The organism is Streptomyces sp. Tek67B01, assembly GCF_055231995.1.
The window spans coordinates 2734917-2755567 of the sequence record NZ_JBUYUY010000001.1 but is presented as its reverse complement, the minus strand read 5'-3'; the positions used below and the strand labels follow the sequence as shown (position 1 = coordinate 2755567).

The 20651-nt window shown below is 72.8% G+C and carries 18 protein-coding genes; 14 read left to right on the top strand and 4 right to left on the bottom strand.

All coding sequences use genetic code 11. From position 1 onward, the window contains the following. The first annotated feature begins 297 nt into the window (after positions 1–297). From ACV7NM_RS12125 to ACV7NM_RS12110, 4 genes are read left to right on the top strand one after another with little or no spacing between them, the layout of a single operon-like run. Positions 298–1005, top strand: coding sequence for a 2OG-Fe dioxygenase family protein (locus ACV7NM_RS12125; RefSeq protein WP_463410306.1), 708 nt, complete (start codon positions 298–300; stop codon positions 1003–1005). Positions 1006–1057: 52 nt separating this feature from the next. Further along, positions 1058–3961 (top strand): FAD-binding and (Fe-S)-binding domain-containing protein, encoded by a 2904-nt coding sequence (locus tag ACV7NM_RS12120; RefSeq protein ID WP_463410305.1) that lies wholly within the window; start codon positions 1058–1060, stop codon positions 3959–3961. Continuing rightward, positions 3949–4707, top strand: a complete 759-nt coding sequence (locus ACV7NM_RS12115; RefSeq protein ID WP_463410304.1) for a fumarylacetoacetate hydrolase family protein — start codon at positions 3949–3951, stop codon at positions 4705–4707. Before ACV7NM_RS12120 ends, ACV7NM_RS12115 begins: the two co-directional genes overlap by 13 nt. A 46-nt stretch (positions 4708–4753) precedes the next feature. After that, on the top strand, positions 4754–5476 hold the full coding sequence (locus ACV7NM_RS12110) for a sulfite exporter TauE/SafE family protein (protein ID WP_463410303.1): 723 nt from the start codon (positions 4754–4756) through the stop codon (positions 5474–5476). Positions 5477–5598: 122 nt separating this feature from the next. Here the strand turns inward: ACV7NM_RS12110 and ACV7NM_RS12105 are convergent, their stop codons facing one another. Beyond that, positions 5599–6588, bottom strand: coding sequence for an SMP-30/gluconolactonase/LRE family protein (locus ACV7NM_RS12105; RefSeq protein ID WP_463410302.1), 990 nt, complete (start codon positions 6586–6588; stop codon positions 5599–5601). A gap of 92 nt (positions 6589–6680) precedes the next feature. Here ACV7NM_RS12105 and ACV7NM_RS12100 point away from each other — a divergent pair, with 92 nt between their 5' ends. From ACV7NM_RS12100 to ACV7NM_RS12085, 4 genes are all read left to right on the top strand, one after another. Beyond that, on the top strand, positions 6681–7118 hold the full coding sequence (locus tag ACV7NM_RS12100; RefSeq protein ID WP_463410301.1) for a MarR family winged helix-turn-helix transcriptional regulator: 438 nt from the start codon (positions 6681–6683) through the stop codon (positions 7116–7118). 125 nt (positions 7119–7243) lie between these two features. Continuing rightward, positions 7244–8383: an alpha/beta hydrolase gene (locus ACV7NM_RS12095; protein WP_463410300.1), complete on the top strand. Its 1140-nt coding sequence runs from the start codon at positions 7244–7246 to the stop codon at positions 8381–8383. A 267-nt stretch (positions 8384–8650) separates the two neighbouring features. Next, on the top strand, positions 8651–9886 hold the full coding sequence (locus ACV7NM_RS12090) for an alpha/beta hydrolase (RefSeq protein WP_463410299.1): 1236 nt from the start codon (positions 8651–8653) through the stop codon (positions 9884–9886). 5 nt (positions 9887–9891) lie between these two features. Beyond that, positions 9892–10680 (top strand): trypsin-like serine peptidase, encoded by a 789-nt coding sequence (locus tag ACV7NM_RS12085; RefSeq protein ID WP_463410298.1) that lies wholly within the window; start codon positions 9892–9894, stop codon positions 10678–10680. A 9-nt stretch (positions 10681–10689) separates the two neighbouring features. Here the strand turns inward: ACV7NM_RS12085 and ACV7NM_RS12080 are convergent, their stop codons facing one another. The 3 genes from ACV7NM_RS12080 to ACV7NM_RS12070 form a co-directional block, all read right to left on the bottom strand. Beyond that, entirely contained in the window at positions 10690–11583 is an 894-nt protein-coding gene (locus ACV7NM_RS12080) for an EamA family transporter (RefSeq protein ID WP_463410297.1), read from the bottom strand. Between the two features lie 146 nt (positions 11584–11729). Beyond that, a complete protein-coding gene (locus ACV7NM_RS12075; RefSeq protein ID WP_463410296.1) occupies positions 11730–12566 on the bottom strand; it encodes an isocitrate lyase/PEP mutase family protein in 837 nt (278 codons plus the stop codon). Positions 12567–12730: 164 nt separating this feature from the next. Beyond that, entirely contained in the window at positions 12731–13843 is a 1113-nt protein-coding gene (locus ACV7NM_RS12070) for a pyridoxal-phosphate dependent enzyme (RefSeq protein WP_463410295.1), read from the bottom strand. Between the two features lie 430 nt (positions 13844–14273). Between ACV7NM_RS12070 and ACV7NM_RS12065 the strand changes: the two genes are divergently transcribed. The 6 genes from ACV7NM_RS12065 (at position 14274) to ACV7NM_RS12040 (ending at position 20583) form a co-directional block, all read left to right on the top strand. Then, complete coding sequence (locus tag ACV7NM_RS12065) at positions 14274–15350, top strand: DUF4190 domain-containing protein (protein ID WP_463410294.1); 1077 nt, start codon at positions 14274–14276, stop codon at positions 15348–15350. Between the two features lie 166 nt (positions 15351–15516). Then, positions 15517–16269, top strand: coding sequence for a GntR family transcriptional regulator (locus ACV7NM_RS12060; RefSeq protein ID WP_463410293.1), 753 nt, complete (start codon positions 15517–15519; stop codon positions 16267–16269). A gap of 221 nt (positions 16270–16490) precedes the next feature. Then, on the top strand, positions 16491–16685 hold the full coding sequence (locus ACV7NM_RS12055; RefSeq protein ID WP_463410292.1) for an SPOR domain-containing protein: 195 nt from the start codon (positions 16491–16493) through the stop codon (positions 16683–16685). A 62-nt stretch (positions 16686–16747) separates the two neighbouring features. Further along, a complete protein-coding gene (locus ACV7NM_RS12050; RefSeq protein ID WP_463410291.1) occupies positions 16748–17146 on the top strand; it encodes a (deoxy)nucleoside triphosphate pyrophosphohydrolase in 399 nt (132 codons plus the stop codon). A gap of 235 nt (positions 17147–17381) precedes the next feature. After that, positions 17382–17810 carry an ATP-binding protein gene (locus ACV7NM_RS12045; protein WP_463413912.1) on the top strand — a complete coding sequence of 143 codons (429 nt, stop codon included), beginning with the start codon at positions 17382–17384 and terminating at the stop codon, positions 17808–17810. Between the two features lie 157 nt (positions 17811–17967). Beyond that, complete coding sequence (locus ACV7NM_RS12040) at positions 17968–20583, top strand: SpoIIE family protein phosphatase (protein WP_463413911.1); 2616 nt, start codon at positions 17968–17970, stop codon at positions 20581–20583. Positions 20584–20651: the final 68 nt, after the last annotated feature.

Genomic DNA, 20651 nt, shown 5'->3' with positions numbered 1-20651 from the left:
GCGTTCTCGCCATTGAACCAACCGTTTTCGGCCCCTTTTCGCGCCCGCCGCACGCTCGGGGAATATTCGGAACAGCACTGTTCGGCAGAGGTGCGGCGGCGATCCGGTCGCCACGACTCCAGTTCCCTCGCGTGTTCCTGCGGTGCAGGTTCCCGCAGCGGTTCCGGCCTTGTCCGGGGAACTCCTTCAGGCCAGGATCGGTGATGCCTCATTCGCTGAGGCAACGTCGTGAACAATCCATGAATGGAGTGTGTAGTGACGACCGAGGCAATACGGTCACAGGGCACGGCCGGTAATGTGAGCGCTCCGTACCGGTACTTCTCGGAAGGGGAACTGAAGCGAGCGCTGGAATCCCACTCGGAGGGCCAGGTCAAGCTGTTCCTCGAATCCTGGGAGGATCTGCCGGTCGATGCGTACATGAAGGACGGCGCGGACTACCGTCGCCGTCGTCACGGATCCTTCCGCTTCTCCGGCGGGGATCTGGGCGGGGACCTCGTACGGGAAGCCCCGCGGGCCTTCCACCAGAGCGCCGAGGTGAATGCCCTCCACGGCGGCGTCGACCGGCACTTCCCGCCGCTGGCCGACGAGGTGGCCGCCGAAGGGGTGCTCCACACTCTCATCCGGTTCTTCGCCGAGCGGGTGCCCGGGGACTTCGACCCGGCCGGCACCGGTGTCGGCGTCCACCAGATCCGCATCACCGCGACCCGCGACGCGAAGGGCCTCCCGGCCCCCGAGGGCGTCCACGAGGACGGACACCACTACGTGGCGCAGGTCCTGATGCGCCGGACCGACGTCCAGGGAGGCGAGTCGCAGCTGTACGACCGTGACCACCGCCCGATCTACAGCACCACCCTGCTCCGGCCGTTCGAGTCGATCTTGATCGACGACCGCCGCGTCTTCCACGGCGTCTCCGCCATCGAGCCGGCGGCCGGAGTCCGGCAGGGCGTGCGCGACATGCTGCTGATCGACTACTTCCCGCTCGCCCCTGGTGGCGCGCGCGGCTGACCCGACCGCCCCCGACCGCCGCCGCCCCACCCGCCCACCCGGGAAAGACGCCATGAACGACGACTTCACCAGGCACCTGCAGGCACGACTGCCCGCCGCCCGCACGGACGTGCGGACCCGAACCGCCTACACGTCCGACGCCTCGATCTACCGCGTCATGCCGACCGCGGTGTTCGAGCCGCGGGACGCGCAAGAGGCGGCCATCGCCGTGGGCACCGCCATCGAGCACGGCGTCCCCGTCACCTGCCGGGGCGGCGGCACCTCCATCGCCGGCAACTCCATCGGTACCGGGCTGATCCTCGACTTCTCCCGGTACATGAACCGCATCGAAGACCTCGACCCCGAGGCCGGCACCGCCGCCGTCCAGCCCGGTGTCGTCCTCGGCACCCTGCGGGACCGGGCCGCCGCGCACGGCCTCACCGTCGGACCCGACCCCTCGACGTACTCCCGCTGCACCATCGGCGGGATGATCGGCAACCACGCCTGCGGCGCCCACTCGGTGGCCTGGGGCACGACCGCCGACATCACCGAGCAAGTGGACCTGCTGCTCGCCGACGGTCGCCGGATCCGCGCCGACCGGGGCTCCAGCGGTGACGCGGACATCGACCGACGGCTGAGGCGGCTGAGGGACGGGCACCTCGCGCCGCTGCGCACCGAACTCGGCCGGTTCGGCCGCCAGGTGTCGGGGTACGGACTGGACGCCCTGCTGCCCGAGAAGGGCTTCCACGTCGCCCGCTCACTGGTGGGTACCGAGGGCACCTGTGGCGTCCTGCTCGGTGCCAGGATCAAGCTCACCCCCATCCCCGCCGCCAGGGTGCTCCTCGTACTCGGTCTCCCCGACGTCTACGCCGCCGCCGACTGCGCGCCCTCGCTGGCGAAGGCCGGCGCGCTGACCGTGGAGGGTCTGGACGCCCCGCTGGTCGAGGCGCTGCGCTCGCGGGGCGGTCGCGCCCCGGGCATCGATCTGCTGCCGCGCGGCGAGGCCTGGCTGTACTGCGAGATCGAGGGCGTCGACGAGGCCGACGCGGTCGCCAACGCCGAGCGCCTGGCCCGGGAGACCGACGCCACCAGCTTCATCACCGCCGACGCCGAGCAGACGGCGGCGATCTGGTCGATCCGTCGCAACGGCGCCGGCATCGCCACCCGGATGGCCGACGGACGGCAGGCGTGGCCCGGCTGGGAGGACTCCGCCGTCCCGCCGGAGCGCCTGTCGGGCTACCTGCGGGACCTGCACGCCCTCATGGCCGAACACCGGCGGACCGGAACCATCACGGGCCACTTCGGCGAGGGCTGCCTACACGTCCGCGTGGACTGGGAACTGGGCACCGACCAGGGCATCGCCGGCTACCGGGAGTTCATCACGGCCGCCGGCGACCTCGTGGTCGAGCACGGCGGCTGCGCCTCCGGCGAGCACGGTGACGGCCGCGCCCGCTCCGAGCTCCTGGCCCGTACCTACTCGCCCGAACTGATCGGCGCGTTCGCCGCGTTCAAGGACATCTGGGACCCGGGCAACATGCTCAACCCCGGCATCATCGTGGACCCGGTCCCCTTCGACGAGCAGGTCCGCCCGGGCCCGGGCCGGGACCGCAAGCAGTTGCCGACGATCCAGCGCTTCGGCGACGACCAGGGCTCGCTCACCAACGCCGTGCATCGCTGCACGGGCGTCGGCACCTGCCGCAACGACACCGGACACATGTGTCCCTCGTACCAGGTCACCCGCGACGAGGTGCACTCCACCCGGGGCCGCGCCCGGGTGCTGAGCGAGATGCTGCGCGGCGAGACGATCACCGACGGCTACCGTTCCACGGAGGTCCGGGACGCACTCGACCTGTGCTTCTCCTGCAAGGCGTGCAAGAGCGACTGCTCGGTCAACGTCGACATGGCCGCGTACAAGTCGGAGTTCCTGCACCGGCACTACGAGGGACGGCTGAGACCTCGGGCCCACTACACCCTGGGATGGCTGCCGGCGCTGGCCCGGCTGGCGTCGGTGGCCCCCCTCACGCTCAACCGGCTGACCCGCCGCGCGCCGCTCGCCGCCCGACTGAGTTCCCTGGCCGGGCTGGAGACGCGCAGGCCGCTGGTGGAACTGCCCGCCCAGACGTTCCGGCAGTGGTTCCGCTACCGCAAGCCGGTCCCCGCGGGCGCGGCAACCGGTGGCGGGGCGCGCGTCCCGGCGGGCTCCGCCGGCACCGTCGTCCTGTGGCCGGACACCTTCAGCAACCTGCTGGACCCCCGCGGTGCCCAGGCCGCCACCCGCGTCCTGGAAGCGCTCGGATACGAGGTGGTCCTGCCCGACGGACCGGTCTGCTGCGGCCTGACCTGGCACTCGACCGGCCAACTGGGGACGGCTCGGGCGGTGCTGGGCCGTTCGGTGGGCGCCCTGCGGGGGCACTTGGAAGCCGGCCGCGTCATCGTCGGCCTGGAGCCCTCCTGCACCCAGACCCTGCGCGAGGAGGCGGCGGAACAGCTGCCCGACTCGCCCGTCGTACGCCGGTTGTCCCGGCAGGTGCGCACGCTCGCCGAAGTGGTCGCCGACCACCGGGGCCCCTGGCCGTTCGGAAGGCTCGACCAGGACGCCGTCTTGCAGCCGCACTGCCACCAGGAGGCCGGCCACGGTCACGGCCCCGAGGCCGAGGTGCTGCGCCGGCTCGGCGTCACCACGGACGTGGTCTCCGCCGGCTGCTGCGGCATGGCGGGCAACTTCGGCTACGAACCGGGCCACTGGGACGTCTCCCAGGGCGCGGCCGAACGGGAGCTCTACCCGAAACTGCGGGCCGCCGGGCCGGACACCGCCGTCGTGGCCGACGGCTTCTCCTGCCGGACGCAGATCTCCCAGGAGGGCTCCCACCGTCCCCAGCACTTGGCGGAACTGCTGCTGCGCGCCCTGCCGGGACCCACCACCCCCGCCGAGAACGCGTACGAGAACGAGAACGGAAGCGGCACATGCGCATCGTGAGGTTCGAGAAGGCGGGCACGATCCGCCACGGCATCCTGGCCGACGACGAGGTGGTCCCCCTCATCGGCGGCCCCTTCGGCCCCCTGGACGTACCCTCGGACGCCCCCCGCTTCCCCCTGCGGGAGGTGCGGCTGCTCGCCCCGGTCACCCCCGGGAAGGTCCTGGCGATCGGCCGGAACTACGCCGAGCACGCCGCGGAACTCGGCAACGAGGTGCCCGAGGAGCCGCTCGTGTTCCTCATGCCGGGCAGCGCGGTCATCGGCCCGGGCGAGGCCATCGTCAAACCGTCCTACACGGACGAGCTCCACCACGAGGCCGAGCTCGCCGCCGTGATCGGTCGGACCTGCCGCGACCTGACACCGGAGCAGGTGCCGGCGTACGTCCTCGGCTACACCTGCGCCAACGACGTCACCGCCCGCGACCTCCAGGGACCGGACCGACAGTGGTGGCGCGCCAAGGGCTCGGACACCTTCTGCCCGATCGGCCCCTGGGTGGAGACCGAACTCGACGCCGGCGCGGTCGGGGTACGGGCCACCGTGAACGGTGAAACCCGACAGGACGGCAACAGCTCCCACATGGTGCACACCGTCGACCGCCTGATCAGTCACATCAGTTCGGCCATGACACTGCACCCTGGTGACGTGATACTCACCGGTACCCCCGCGGGTGTCGGCCCGCTGCGGCGCGGCGATCGGGTCACGATCTCCGTCGAGGGGATCGGCGAACTCACCAACCACGTCGTCTGAACCACGTCGTCTGAACCACGCCGTACAACCTGGAGACCCGTTCCCCATGATGATCCTCCTCGGCGCCTTCCTGGTGCTGGCCGTCGCCTCCGTCGTACGCACCACGGCGGGATTCGGCTTCTCCCTGGTGGCCGTCCCACCCCTGGCGCTGCTCATCGACCCGGCGAGCGCGGTGGTCGTGGCCGGCATCATGGCCGCCCCGCTCAGCCTGTGGATCGCCGTCCGTGACTGGCGCCACGTGGACCGCCGGCTGATGACGGCCACCTTGCTGTCGGGGCTGGCCGGGGTGCCGATCGGGGTGTGGCTGTTGGCCACCCTCTCCTCACAGGTGCTGTTGTTCGTCATCGCCGCGGTGGTCCTGCTCGGGACGCTCATCGTGTGGCGGAAGATCACACTGGGCGGTGGCCTGGGCGCGGTGATGGCCGTGGGGATGTTCTCCGGGGCCTCGTTCGCCGCCACGGGCATCGACGGGCCGCCCATGGTCGCCGCGTTCCAGAGCATGAAGCTGGAGCCCAGGGTCCAGCGCGCCACGCTGGGCGTCGTGTTCTCCGGCACCAGCCTGGCCGCGCTGGTCGGCTTCGGGATCAGCGGCCAGCTCACCGCGACCGTCGGACGGATGCTCCTGGTCGGGATACCCGCGCTGCTCATCGGGATCTTCGTCGGCGAGAAGGCCTTCAGCCGCCTGAACGCCGAGCGTTTCCGCCGGGTGATCCTCGGCCTGTTGGTCGTCAGCTCGCTGTCGGTGGTCCTGCGCGTGGCCACCGCCTGACACCCCGCCGGCCAGCCCCACCCGCGCCGCCCGCGGTACGGGCGGAGGTGAGGTGGTCGTGGACCGAGGTATCGGCAGGGGCCGACCCCCGTGGGGGTCGGCCCTTTTTCCGTGGTTTCGGGTCAGAGGCCGCGGACCGAGGCGACCGTGAAGGTGGTCGGGGTGCCGGTGGAGGGGGTCATGGGGCCGCCCTTGTCGAACTGGGAGCGGACCACCAGGGTGCGGCCGGGGGTGTGGGTCAGGGTCGTGGGGATCTGGAGGTCCGGGTCCGTGAGGGTGCGGGTCAGACGGGCGTGCGTGCCGTCGGGGGTGAGCTGCCAGCGGGTCAGCGTGTCGGTGGTGTTGTGGGCCACGCGCAGGACGCCGCCGGGGGAGAGCTGGAGGCCGTCGCCGTGCTTGAGGTCCCCGCCGTGGAGGGTGACGCGGGAGAGGGCGCCCGTGCGCAGGTCGATCCGGTGGAGGTCGCCGGCCGTCATGTCGACGGTCAGCAGGAAGCGGCCGGCCGGGTCGGCGACGATGCCGTTCAGCGTGACGCCGCCCGTCGGGGCCGGGGCGACCCGGCCGCTCAGGTCGTAGGCCGGCTCCAGGGGGCCGGAGCCGGCGGCCAGCCGCGCCGGGGTGACGCGGTAGACCACCGCGCGGAGGCTGTCGGTGAGGTAGGCGGTGCCGTCCGGGGTGAGTGCCAGGTCGTTGACGAAGGACGGGGCGTCGCCCGGGGTGTCGAAGTGGGCGAGGCGGGCGCCGCTGCGGGTGTCGTACACCGCGACGCCCTTGGTGGAGTCGGTGACCCACAGCCTGCCGTGGGCGTCGACGGACAGGCCGTTCGCGGTGTGGCGGCCGTCGGTCCCGGCCGGGAGGAAGACCTCGGCCGCGCCTTGGCCGGGGCGGGCGCGGTAGACGGAGCCGTCGGCGTACGAGCCGACGTAGACCGTGCCGGTACGGGCGTCCTCGGCGATGCCCTCCGGATAGACCTTCTGGCCGGGCAGGGTGAAGGCGGTGGAGACCCGCGGGGCGGACGCCGCGGGTGCGGCGGCCAGGGCCGGCGTGGCGGCCGACGTCAGGACGGTGGCCAGGGCGGCGGCCAGGGGCAGGGCCTTCGAGGAGAGGCGCATGTGAGGGCGTCCCGTTCTGTGTGATCTTTGTATTGGGTGGGCTCGAATGTACGTTAGAGCTCTAATGCCTGCAAGGGCCGTAGGATGCCCGAATGACTTCCCTGCCCGCCGAGGAGCGCATCGGCTCGCACATCAAGCGCGCCGAGCAGGCGCTGCTCGCGGCGAAGAACACGGCCCTCAAACCGGCCGCCGTAACGGTTCCGCAGTACGCCGCCCTGCTCTGGCTCTCCGAGAAGCCGGGCATCTCCGCCGCGGCGCTCTCCCGCCTGTGCGGGGTGACCCCGCCGACCATGAACACCGTGCTGAAGAACCTCCAAGAGCGCGGGCTCATCGAGCGGACTCCGCACGAATGGCACCGCAACGTGCTGGAGACCCGACTCACGGAGCACGGACAGGCGGTGATGGAGCTGGCGGACACGGCGGCGGTGCGCGTGGAGCGACAGCTGGCGGCCGAGTTCGGCGCCGAGGAGCGGGAGCAGCTCATCGAGCTGCTGGGGCGGTGCGCGCGGGTGCTCGACGACCTGAGATGAGACGCGCCGGATCTCCCGTTCCGCGGGCGCCGACGAGATTTTTGTCCCGTCCCGGAACTCCCGGCAGGATTCGTACATCAGCACCCGTAGATGCCCCACCCGGTTCAGCGTTCGGAGCGAAGTCCGTGCCCCAGTCCCCGCAGAGCCCGCGGCCCCACGACACGACCGCCGGCCCCGCCTCCAGGCGGCGAAGCCGCCGCCCCCGACGCGCGATATGGATCAGCGCCGGCCTCGCGATCGCGCTGCTCGTCGGGGGCGGCGGCTTCGCCGCCTGGAAGTACGAGTGGTTCTCAGGCGACGGCCGGGCCGTCACCTCCGGCAAGACGCCCTCGGCCGCCGCGCACGGTGACGACAAGGCCGCGCGGTCCCCGGCCCCCACGGTCGCGCCCGCGCCGAGCGGTGACCCGGACGTACTGATGGAGACCGGCCCGCGGTCCGACTTCACACAGACCGCCAAGCTGGACGACGGCACGGTCATCGCCAGGACGCGGCTCGCGGGCGCCAAGTCCGGCTTCGAGGGAGACGTCTGGGTCTGGACGCCCAAGGAGTACAGCGACCCGAAGTACGCCAAGAGCGCCTTCCCGGTCCTGATCTCGCTGCCCGGCGGCAACGGCTTCCCGGCCAACTACTGGTCCGACCGCAGCCTCGGCCTCCAGAAGGCCGTCGAGGAGGGCGTCGAGGCCGGTACCAGCCTGCCGTTCATCCTGATCATGCCGGTGCTCAACCCGGACAACAAGTACTACTACGACGGCTCCGACATCCCCGGCCGCCCCAAGATGGGCACCTGGCTCGCGGAGGACGTCCCGGACTTCACCCGCGCCAACTTCCGCACGTACAAGTCCCGCGACGGCTGGGCTTTCATGGGCTCCTCCTCGGGTGGCTTCGTCGGCATGAAGCAGGTCCTCCAGCACCCGGACCGGTTCAAGGCGGTGATCGCCAGTGGCGGGGAGATCGTTCCCGACTCGCCGCTCTGGAAGGGCCACCAGAGCGAGATGGACGAGAACAACCCGGAGAAGCTCGCCCGGAAGCTGATCGACGGCAACGGCCCGGACGTCTACATCAACTTCCAGGTCGGTACCAAGGAGACCGGCAAGGACCGGATGCTCGCGTTCCAGCGCGACTACGGCAAGGGCCCGGTCAAGACGACCATCCACGACATCCAGAACGGCGAACACAACGGCTGGCATTACGTCCGGGGGATGAAGGAAAGCTCGCTGGAGTGGATCAGCAAGGTGATGAAGGGCCCGCGGCCGGCAACCGGCTGACGAACGCCCCGGAAGCCGGCCACACCGGCCGCGGCCTGCGCGAACGTCGTCCGCGCCGCTCCCCGGGCCGGCCCTGAGCCCGTACCCCGTTCCCCCGGCGGGGCCGTCGGCCCGCCGGGGGAGTCCGTCCCCCGCGTGGCTCCCGCCACGTCGCACCCGTCCCAGGCAACCCCTAGCGTCGTTCACACCTCTGTCAGGGGTGTAAGGGGGACCAATCGGTCCGACCCGTGCTCACGAAGAGCGCCGGAGAGGGAACGGGAACAATCCGTGCAGCAAGACCAGCAAGGCGACGGCGGTCCGACGACCGGTCCGACGACGGGCACGACCGGCACGATGACCGGCACGACGGCCACGAGCGCCGGCGCGGACGGAGCGAACGGCGCGGACGGCGCGGACGGCGCGGACGGGGCGGACGGCGCGGACGGGGTGGACACGGCGGACCGGGCGGGCGGGCCGACGACCAAAGCCCCCGGCCGCCGGCGGCGTCTGCTCCTCCTCGGCGGCGGCCTCGCCCTCGCCCTCGTCGCCGGCGGCGGTGTGGCGGCGTACGAGACCGGCTTCTTCGCGGGCGTGGGCGAACCGGTCGCCTTCGGCAAGACCCAGGAGACCGCCGCGGCCGCCGTGGACATGCCCCAGGGGGTCCGCATGCCCACCGGCCCGAGGGCCGCGTTCGTGCGCGCCGCCCGGCTGCCCGACGGCACCCAGATCGCCAAGACCACCCTGAGGGGGCCGAAGTCCGGCTTCACCGGCGACGTATGGGTGTGGGTCCCGAAGGAGTACGACGAGCCGAGGTACGCCAAGAGCGCCTTCCCGGTGCTGATCTCGCTGCCGGGCGGCCGCGGCTACCCCACCAACTACTGGGGGACCGGCCCCGGCCTCGGGCTCCAGAAGGCCGTGGCCGACGGGGCCAAGGCCGGCACCAGCCTGCCGTTCATCCTGGTCATGCCGGTGATCAACGCCGACACCAAGCACCACTTCGACGGCTCGGACATCCCCGGCCAGCCCAAGATGGGCACCTGGATGGCCGATGACGTCCCCGACTTCGCCAAGGCCAATTTCCGTACCTTCACCTCCCGCGACGGGTGGGCCTTCATGGGCTCCTCCTCCGGCGGCTTCGGGGCCTTCAAGCACGTCCTGAAGTACCCCGACCGCTTCAAGGCCGTCATCGCGAGCGGCGTGGACATCGTCCCCGACTCCCCGCTGTGGAAGGGGAACCGGCAGGCCATGGACGAGAACAACCCCGAGAAGCTCGCCGCTGAACTGATCAAGGCGGGGGGCCCGGACGTCTACGTCAACTTCCAGATCGGCACCAAGGAGAGCGGCCGCGACCTGGCCGAGAAATTCATGAGGGAGTACGGGAAGGGTCCCGTGCACACCCGGCTCCAGGTGATCCAGGATGGCGAGCACAATGGCAAGTCGTACGTGCGGGGCATGAGGGAGGGTTCCTTGGAGTGGATCAGCAAGGTGATGCGCGCGCCGACCCCCGACCCCGACGTGCCGTGAGCCCGGTGGTGAGGGGACGCGCCGTCATCGCCGCGCTGGCCGCCGCCGGGATCGCGGCGGTCTTCGGCGTCGCGTTCGTCGAGGGGACGTCCGACCGGACGGTGCACCCGTTCCCCACCGTCGGAGTCCTGATGGCGGGCGGCGAGCACTGGTGCACGGCCAGCGTCGTCGACAGCCCCAAGGGCAACGTGGTCGCCACCGCCGCGCACTGCGTGGCCCCCGCGGGCGAGGACGGGCAACCGGGCGAGCCCCCGCACGACGGCCCCGCCCCCGGCCGGCTCGCCTTCGCCCCCGGCTTCTCGGGCGCGGGCTCGGGCACCCGGCCCTTCGGGCTGTGGAAGGTCCGGTCCGTGCATGTGGACGACCGCTGGACGAAATGGGGCGACGAGACCGCCGACTTCGCCTTCCTCACCGTCGAGCCCGACGAGGAGGGCCGCAGCCTCCAGGACCGCGTCGGCCGCGACGAGGCGCCGAAGCCCGACTGGACCTCCGGGTACGAGCGGGAGGTCACTGTCGTCGGCTACCCGGAATCGGACCGCAACCCGCAGAACAAGCCGGTGTCCTGCACGACGCAGACACGGCACGACGAGGACGACCCCGCCATGCTGTACATCAGCTGTTCGGGCTTTTGGACGGGCACCAGCGGGAGCCCGTGGATCGCCGACCGGGGCGGCCCGGGCCGGCCGGGCCGGCTCATCGGGGTACTCAGCGGCGGCGACACGGACGTGGACTCCACCGCCGCGCTGTACGACGAACGGGCGAAGGCCCTCTACGAACGGGCCGCGCGCGGCTGATCCGGGAACTCAGCCGCGTTCGGTGCTCACGATCAGCCCCACCCCCGCCACGACGATCGCGCCACCGGCCACGATCGGCCAGGTCAGCGGCTCGTCCAGGATCAGCGAACCCAGCGCGACGGCGACGACCGGGTTGACGTAGGCGTAGGTGGACACCAGCGACAGCGGCGCCGAGCGCAGCAGCCACACGTACGAGGTGAAGGCGACGAGCGAACCGAAGAGCACGAGGTAGCCGAGCGCCAGCCAGGAGGCGGTGGAGAACTCCGAGGGGCGCATGCCGTGCTGCTCGCCCCGGGCCAGGCCGGTGAGGATGCCGCCGATCCCGCCCGCGAGCATCTGGTACGCGCTGCCCGCGAACGGGTTGGCGGGCAGTGGCAGCTTCGAGGAGGAGAACGAGCCGAGCGCCCACAGCACCGAGGCGGCCAGCACCAGCAGCACCCCCGACAGGCGCACCTCGCCCCCGATGCCGGGGCTGGTCAGCACCGCCAGACCGATCAGGCCCACGAGCACCCCGGCGACGGTGCGCGGCGGCGGCCGGTCGCCGGTGGCCGCCCGCAGCACCACGAGCCACATCGGTACGGCGGCGATCAGCAGGGCGGCGAGGCCGGAGGGGACGGAGGTCTCGCCGAGCACCACCAGGCCGTTGCCGCCGAGGATCAGCAGGAGGCCCACCAGTACCGCCGAGCCGAGTTGGGCACGGGTGACGCGGAGCGCGGACGGCCCGAAGCGCCAGGCGACGATCCCGGCAAGCAGGAGCCCGGCCGTGATGAACCGGGCCCCGGCGGAGAGGAACGGCGGCATCGTCCGCACGACGATGCGGATGCCGAGGTAGGTGGAGCCCCACAGGACGTACACGAGGGTGAGGGCCACCCAGACGGAGCCGGAGATCTTGGATGTGCGCACCTCGGGAGCCTACGGGCAGGGACGCCCGGATCGACCCGAGGGGAAGCCTGGCCGCAGGCGTGCACGGAGCCCCGGCCGTGGGCGTGCGCGCGGGCCCGCCCGGAGCGGCCGCAGCCGAGCCGCCCCGGGGGTCGGCCCTCGCGGGATCAACCCTTGAGCAGGCTGTTCAGCTCCCCGTACGGGAGGCCGTCGCGGAGGGCGCCGTACGTGCCGGTGGTGAGCAGCTCCTCGGTGGCGCGGCGCACGACGGCGTACGCGGCCTCGGCGACCGCCGACCCGAGGCTGACGCGGGACGCGCCGAGGGCGCCGAACTCCGCGACGGTCGGGGCGCCCGGGCCGACGAGGACGTTGAGCGGGGCGTCGATGCCCTTGGCGAGTTCCGCGACTGTGGCGGGGTCGGTGACTCCGGGGACGAAGATGCCGGAGGCCCCGGCCCGCAGGTAGGCGGCGGCGCGGGCGAGGGTGGCGTCGAGGCGGGTGTTCGGGTCGCCGAGCCCGAAGAGGTACGTGTCCACACGGGCGTTGATGTAGAGGGGTACCCCGGCGGCCTCGGCGGCGGCGCGGGCGGCGGCGATGCGGTCGGCGTGGTCGGCGGGGGCGCGGTTGCCGTCCTCGATGTTGATGCCGACCGCGCCGGTGGTAAGGACACCGGTGACGGTCTCGGCGACGCCGGCGGGGTCGGCGGCGAAGCCACCCTCGATGTCGGCGGTGACGGGCACCGAGACGGCGGCGGCCACGCGGGCGATGAGGTCGAGCGCGCGCTCGCGGGCGAGGGAGTCGCCGTCGGGCGAGCCGAGCGACCAGGCGACACCGGCGCTGGTGGTGGCGACGGCCGCGGCGCCGGCGGCCTCGACGACGCGGGCGCCGGCGACGTCCCAGGCGTTGGCGAGGGCGAGTGGGGAGGCCGGGGTGTGGAGCGCGGTGAAGGCGCGGGCGCGGTCGGCGGTGGTGGTGGTGGTGGTGGTGGCGTTGGTGGCTGTCATGCGGTCAGTCCACCAGAGGGTGGGGGCGGGGGCCGGCCGTTTTCGGACGGGGGCGGGGGTGGGTGCCGCGCCCCGCGCCGCCCGGGTCGCGACCGGGCTTCGGGAGCCCCGCCCGGGGTCCTGGCCCCGGACGTCGGAGGGGCCGCGTCGCCCCGGGACCGGCGTCAGGGGGTGGACGGGCCGGACGGCGCGGCGCCGCAGAGCGGGATGACCGCCGTCCGGCTCCCCAAGGGGGAGTCGGGGGAGTCGGGGGAAACCGCCGCCCAGCAGGCGGCGGCCGTCGGTTCGACCGACAGGCCGCGTCGGGCCAGGTCCGCCCGGGCCGCGCGGAGGCGGTCGTCGGGCACCGTCACGATGGCGCCGCCCGACTTGCGGACCGCCGCCAGGATCTGCCGGGCCCGGGGCGGGGCCGGGATCGCGATGCCCTCCGCCAGGGTCGGGCGCTGCGCCACCGGCTCCGCGTCGTCCGCGCCGGCCGCGAACGCCTCCGCCAGCGGGGCCACCGCCCGCGCCTGCACCCCGATCAGCGCGGGGGGTCGTACACCGCGCCGGGACAGTTCCTCCACCGCCAGGGCCGCGCCCAGCAGCAGCGTGCCGTTGCCCACCGGGACCACCAGCGCCTCGGGCAGCCGTCCGCCGAGGCGCTCCCAGATCTCGTACACGTACGTCTTCGTGCCGTGCAGGAAGTACGGGTTGAAGACATGGCTGGCGTAGAAGACGCCCGGCGCGTCGGCGGCTGCCCGCGCCGCCTCCGCCGCCGCCTCGCGGCCGCCCGGGACCACCCGGACCGCCGCCCCGTGCGCGCGCGTCCTCTCGGTCTTCTTCTCCGAGGTGCCCTCCGGCACGAAGACCTCGCAGTCCAACCCCGCCCGCGCGCAGTACGCCGCGAAAGCCGTCCCCGCGTTGCCGCTGCTGTCCGCGACGACCCGCTCCGGGCCCAGCCGCCGGGCCAGCTCCGCCAGCATGACCGCGCCCCGGTCCTTGAAGGACAACGTCGGCATCAGGAAGTCGAGTTTGGCGTCGATCCGCTCCGTCAGCGGCACCAGAGGGGTGTGGCCCTCGCCGAGCGAGACCGGGATCTCCCCGGGCATCGGCAGCACGGGCGCGTACCGCCACAACGACCAGGGGCCGGCCGCCGGTTCCAGAGGCGCGGACGGGTCCGGCGTGAAGTCGAGGTCCCAGGGGCCGCCGCACGTCGGGCAGCACCACCGCGCGGTCACCACGTCCGCCCGCGTGCCGTCACGGGCGCAGACGTAACCGGGGAGTGCGTACGTCATGAGGGTCGCCTTCGCTCGTCCATGAGGGTCGTACGGCGGGGATGTTACGCGTGCGTCCGACTCCAGTGGGATGCCGCCGCAGGGTCAACCTCGGGGAAGCGGCGGTACATCGCGGTCACATCCGGCGGCCGAACGGCCTCGCGCGACCACCGCGTCACCCGCCTCGCCGCCGGGCGGTGAGGGCGGGCGGTGGGGGCGGGGGCGACCGGCGGACCGGCGGCCCCCGCCTCGTACTATGCGCGCAATCGTCCGCGCCCCGCGCCCCAGCGCCCCGCGCGCCCTTGTGATGGAGCACCTCCGCCTCGTGACCACTTCGCCCCCACCGCCTCCCCCCGCCGGCCCGGGCCACTCCTGGCCTCCACCGCCTCCCGCCGGCCCGGGCCACTCCTGGCCTCCACCGCCGTCCGTGCCGTCCGTGTGGGGCTCGCCCGTGACCCCGCTGCCGCCCGCCCTCAACGGCTTCGCCGCCGCCTCGCTGCCGGTCGGTCTGCTGTGCCTGCCGCCCCTCGGCGTGGTCTTCGCCGTCGTCGCGCTGGTGCAGATCTCGCGCAGGGGCGACCGGGGCAGGGCGTTGGCCGTGGTGGGCCTGGTGGTGTCCCTGGCGATGAGCGCGGCCCTGGTCTACGCCACGGGCCGGTACGCGGATCCCTTCCTCCAGCGCCTCGGCTCCGCGCCCGCCGGCCGGCACGTCGAGGGCCGGCTGACCGACCTGGACCAACTGCAGTCCGGTGACTGCTTCAACGTCCCCGGCGGTGACCTCCTGGCCGAGCGCGCTCCCGTCTACGCGACGAAGTGCGCGGACGCGCACCACGCGGAGGTGACGCACGTGGAGATCATGGACGACGGCGTGTTCCCGGGAGCGGAGCGCATCAAGAGGGAGGCTACGGACACGTGCTGGAAGTGGCAGGACGAGTTCGCCATGGACAGCTGGGCGCTTCCCGACTACGCGGAGATGTACTACTTCGCGCCGTCGGTGGAAGCGTGGCACGTCGGGGACCGGCGGCTGGTGTGCGTCATAGGCACCCCCACCGAGGGACAACGGGGCACCCTGCGCAACGACGAGGGGAACCTGAGGGCTGACCAGGTGACGTTCCTGCGGGCGATGAACGGGGTCGACCAGGCGGTGGGGCGGGAGCCCGAGGCGGACATCGACGGCGCGCTCGCGCAGCACCGGACGTGGGCGCGGGAGGTCGAGGTGGCGCTCGGCGCCGAGGCGCGGATGCTGGAGGCCGCCTCCACGGCGTCCCCGCAGACGGCCGCTCCGGCGGCGGCGCGGCTCAAGGAGGTGGAGGCGGCGCGCGAGGAATGGCGGCGGGCGGGCCAGGCGTCGACGGCGGACCAGTTCGAGCAGGCGCGGGACCGGGCGCTGCGGGCGGTCTCGGTCGCTACGCAAAAGGCGCTGCGCGGGGCGTACGGGCTGTCGACGGACGTTCCCGACTGGCTGCGGCCGGCCCCAGGGGATGCGGGCGGCGGTCCCGGGAAGGGTCCGTCGTCCGAGCGGGTGTGAAGGCGGGGTGCGAGGAGACGGGGCGCGGCGGAGCTGTCGGTAACGCGCGGTAACGGGTTTGAGTGACCTGGCTTCATCACATCGGGTGAAACTCTGGCCTCTGCTTGCGGCGCACAACCATGGGTTGCCAGGGTGTAGCTGTCTGTCAACCTGATGGGAGTGGCCAGTGACTTTCGGTGAGCAGCCGGCCTATCTGCGCGTCGCCGGGGATCTGCGACAGAAGATCGTCGATGGGTCCCTGCCCCCGCACGCCCGGCTCCCCTCGCAGGCCCGTATCCGCGAGGAGTACGGGGTGTCCGACACCGTGGCGCTGGAGGCGCGCAAGGTCCTCATGGCGGAGGGCCTCGTGGAGGGCCGCTCCGGCTCCGGTACGTACGTGCGCGAACAACCCGTGCCCCGGCGGGTGGCCCGCTCCGGCTACCGGACGGGCGGCCCGTCCACGCCGTTCCGCCAGGAACAGGCGGACGCGGGGGCGCGCGGCACCTGGGAGTCCAACAGCGAACAGGCCGACGCGACACCGGAGATCGCCAAGCGGCTGGGCGTCGCGCCGGGGGACAGGGTCATGCGGACGCGGTACGTCTTCCGCGACGCGGGAGAGGCCATGATGCTCTCGACGTCCTGGGAGCCGCTGGCCGTGACCGGTCGGACCCCGGTGATGCTGCCCGAGGAGGGCCCGCTGGGCGGCTCCGGCGTGGTGGAACGGATGGCCGCGATCGACATCGTGGTGGACAACGTCGTGGAGGAGGTCGGCGCGCGGCCGGGGCTCGCGGAGGAGATCGCGCTGCTGGGCGGCGTCCCGGGGCACGTGGTCCTGGTGGTGGGTCGTACCTACTACGCCTCCGGACTGGCCGTCGAGACCGCCGATGTGGTCGTGCCGGCGGACCGCTACCGACTGGCGTACCACTTGCCGGTGCGGTGACCCCCGGCGTGTGATCCCGCCGGGTCGTGCGCCGTGTGACCGCGCGGTACTGGATGTGCGCCGGTGTACGCGCGGTGCGTTCGTACGCGTGGCCGGATGCGTACGCCTGCCAGGTACCTCTTCGTGAAAAACCGTATCCGCTCAGTAAAGGTCGGGCGTAAGCTCCGGCATATGCGCAATGCGGTTTCCCGGGCAGGCACATCGGCGGAGGGTGAAACGCGATGAACGACAGCGGTGCCCTGCTCTCATGGCTGGTCATACGTCAGGACGACAACGGCAACCGCTACCGGGTGGGCCGGTACGCCACCCGGGCCGAGGCCCAGAAGGTCGTCGACAGCCTCGACGACCGAGCACACGAGCAGCTCTACTGGGTCGAGCGGGTCGGTCAGGGCTCCCAGACCGCGACCACGAACTGAGCGGCGTTCCGAGCGACGAACCGGGCGCCGGGGCTGTCGGCGCGCTGACATAGGCTCCGCCCATGACTGTACGCGTGGTCGTGGGCGGAGCCCTTTGTCATGACGGGCGCCTGCTGGCCGCCCGGCGCAGCGCGCCGCCCGAGTTGGCCGGCCGGTGGGAACTCCCGGGCGGCAAGGCCGAACCGGGCGAGACCGTCCCCGAGGCGCTGGTGCGCGAACTGCGCGAGGAACTCGGCGTGGAGACCGAGGCGCTGGAGCGGATCCCGGGCGAGTGGCCGCTCAGGGCCGGTCTGGTCCTGCACGTGTGGACGGCCCGGTTGGTGTCCGGGGTCCCGGCGCCGCTGGAGGACCACGACGAGCTTCGTTGGCTCGGCCCCGACGAGTTGGACTCGGTGGACTGGCTCGACCAGGACCGCCCGGCGGTAGCCGAAGCCGGCCGCCGCCTGTCCCGCCGGGGGTGAGCGTCGCGGCCCTCGCGGCCGCGCCCCTCGGGCCGCCCGTGAGCCGACACCGGAGCGAGCCCGCAGGCCGGGGGCGCATTACGGCTCGCGCAGTAGCCCGTCTGCGCCACAGTGCGCCGGTGGGTGGGGGAAGGGGTGGTACGAGGCCTCGGATATCGGGTATGTCGCTATTAATCCCCATCTTGTCTCCGGAACGTCCCTGCTGAACCCGACTGGGGCCGCCGTGGCCCGGGAAGTGATCGGCGTGATCGACACAGACGGTGAGTGCGCCGAGTGGGTCTTCCCGGCCGAGCCCGGTGCCGTCCGCACCGCTCGCCACGCCGTGCGCGGAAAACTCCACGCCTGGGGACTGGAATCCGTGGGCGATGTGACCGTCCTGCTGGTCAGCGAGCTGGTGACCAACTCCCTGCGCTACGCCTCCGGCCCCATCGGGGTCCGTCTGGAGCGGCGCGACCCCGCCGTCGGCGACACCGCCTCGGGGCCGGCGCTTCTCGTGGAAGTCTCCGATCCGCTTCCGGATCCGCCCCGCGAGCGGGTCGCGGACGCGGACGACGAGGGCGGTCGGGGCCTGCACCTCGTGGCCGCCTCGGCGCGGCGCTGGGGGACCCGGCACGAGAAGTCGGGCAAGACTGTGTGGTTCGAGTTGGCACTTCCTGGTGAGTAACAAGGAGAAGGATGGCCGACCACCATCCAGAATGGCTCAAAACAACGGGACCTTTTTGTGATCGTGAACGCCGTGCCGTCCCGGGCCGTGGTGCTGAATACTTCGGTCATGGCCGGTCCGGTTGCGGTGAGCTGGAGGGGACGGTCGCGTGAGCGAGATACCTGCACAGGCACATCAGGCCCGCGTGAGCGGGGAGGCGTGGCACGACTCCCTGTGGCACAGCAGCCTGCCTGGCTCGATATATGACCACATAAAGGTCGCCTCCTTCTCGATCGGGCCGGACGGTCTCATCGACCAGTGGAGCCTGCGTGCCGAGGAGCTCTTCGGCCTGACCGCCTCCCGGGCGGTGGGACGCGACCCGGTCGACGCCTTCATGCCGCCGGAGCTGCGCGCCGGCGGTCACCGAAAGGTCGCCGAGATCCTCGACGGGGAGGAGTGGACCGGCCTCATCCCCTTCCGCATCCCCGACGGGAACGGTGCGCACGGGGTGGCGGAGATCTACGTGATGCCCACCCGAACGGAGAGGGGACGGCGGGCCGCCCTCTGCGTCGTCGTCGACGTACGCGCGCTGCGCCGGATCGAATCCGACCTCGCTGCCTCGCAGGCCATATTCGGTCAATCTCCCTTCGGCTTCCTGCTGTTCGGCACGGACTTCACGGTGCAGCGCGCCAACCGCCGTTTCGCGACCGTCTTCGGGGGCGCTGCCGAGGAGCACCAAGGCCGCACGGTCCACGACTACCTGCCGCCGCACGAGGCGGACCGGATGGCCGAGGCCCTGCGACGGGTACTGGAGACCGGCGAGTCCGTCAACGACCTGAGGATCACCGGCGCCACCCCGCGCAGCCGGGAGGACCGCCACTGGTCGATCAACCTCTACCGGGTGCACGACGGCACCGGGAGCCCCATCGGCATCGCGGGGATCGGCATCGACGTCACCCGCCGCCACCTCGCGGCCCGCGAAGCCGCCGGGGTGAGGCGCAACCTCGCCCTCCTCAACGAGGCCGGACACCGGATCGGCAACTCCCTCGACCTGGAGACCACCGCCCGGGAACTCCTCGACGTCACCGTCCCCGGCTTCTGCGACCTGGCCGCCGTCGACCTCTACCAGGGGCTGCTGCTCGGCGACGACGACCGGCCCGCCCGACCACAGGGCCGCCGCCGGGGGCTGCCGTCCGTGCCCGGGCAGGGCTCGGGGCGCGGGCCGTCCGCGCCGCTGCGGCGGGTCGCCTTCGCCTCCGCCGTGTCCGACGCCCCGCTGTCGGGGCCGGGGGCGCCGGTCTCCGTGGGCGAGAGCCACCGCTACCCGGCCGGGTCGCCGGGCGCGCTGGCCCTGCGGACCGCCCGGCCCGGCCTCGTCGAGGGCGGCGGCTCCGACGAGCTCGTGCAGTCGACGCTGGTCGTGCCGATGGTCGCCCACGACACGGTGGTCGGACTCGCGCAGTTCTCCCGTACGAAGGGCAGTGAACCCTTCGGGGAACGCGATCGGGCGGTCGCGGTGGAACTGGCCGCACGGGCCGCCGTCTGCATCGACAACGCCCGCCTCTACCGGCGCGAACACGAGCGGGCCCTGATCCTCCAGCGGAGCCTGCTGCCGCCCGGGGACCCCGAGGCGGCGGGCCTGGACATCGCCTGTCGCTACCTGCCCGGGAACGCGGCGACCGAGGTCGGCGGCGACTGGTTCGACGTCATCGAACTGCCCGGGCACCGCACGGCGCTGGTCGTCGGGGACGTGATGGGTCGCGGGCTGCGCGCGGCCGTGGCGATGGGCGAACTGCGGACGGCGGTGAGGACCCTGGCGCTGCTGGACCTCGAACCCGCCGAGGTGCTCTCCGCGCTGGACGAGGTCGCGCGCGGCCTCGGCGCTCCGGGAGGCGCACAGCAGGCCTCGCGGGCGGCGCTGCACTCGCGCGACGCCGACCGCTCGGAGGTCTACCTCGCGACCTGCGTCTACGCCGTCTACGACCCGGTGACCCGGCGCTGCACCATCGCCAACGCCGGCCACATGCCGCCCGTTCTGGTCGAGCCCGCGGAGGAGGGCGCCCCGCCGCGCCCCGGGCTGCTGCTGGAGGTGCCGCCCGGGATGCCGCTGGGCGTGGGCGGCGAGCCGTTCGAGGAGGTGGAGGTCGACCTCCCCGAGGGGGCGCTGCTCGCCCTGTACACCGACGGGCTCGTCGAATCGCGCGACCATCCGCTGGAGGAGGGCCTGAGCGGTCTGCGCGAGGCGCTGGCCGACCCGGCGCGGCCGCTGGAGGAGGTCTGCGACCACGTGCTGAACACCCTGGAGACCCGGCACGGCGAGGACGACATCGCCCTGTTGATGGCACGGGTGCAGGGGCTTCCGGTGGACGCGGTCGGGGACTGGCAGTTGCCGCGCGAGGCCCGGTCGGTGGGGCGCGCGCGGGAGCTGGCGCGGGCGAAGCTGCCGGCGTGGGGCCTGGAGGGGCTGTTGGACACCACCGAGCTGCTGGTGAGCGAGCTGGTGACCAACGCCCTGCGGTACGGCGAGGGGGAGATCCGACTCCGACTGCTGCTGGACCGCACCCTGGTGTGCGAGGTGTGGGACGCGAACCTCGCCCAGCCCAGGCGGCGCCGGGCGCGCGACACCGATGAGGGCGGTCGCGGACTCCAGCTCGTCGGACTGCTGTCCGCCGGGTGGGGCACGCGGCGGACCCACCGGGGCAAGACCGTGTGGTTCGAACTCCCGCTCCCGGGCGCCGCCGCCGAACCGGTGACGGAACTGTCGGCGGAGCAACTGCTCGGCATGTACGGCTGAGCGCGCGGCGGGGTCCCCCTCGCTCCGCACGAGCCCCCGGTTCCGCGTCGATGACGCTTCCCCGGGGG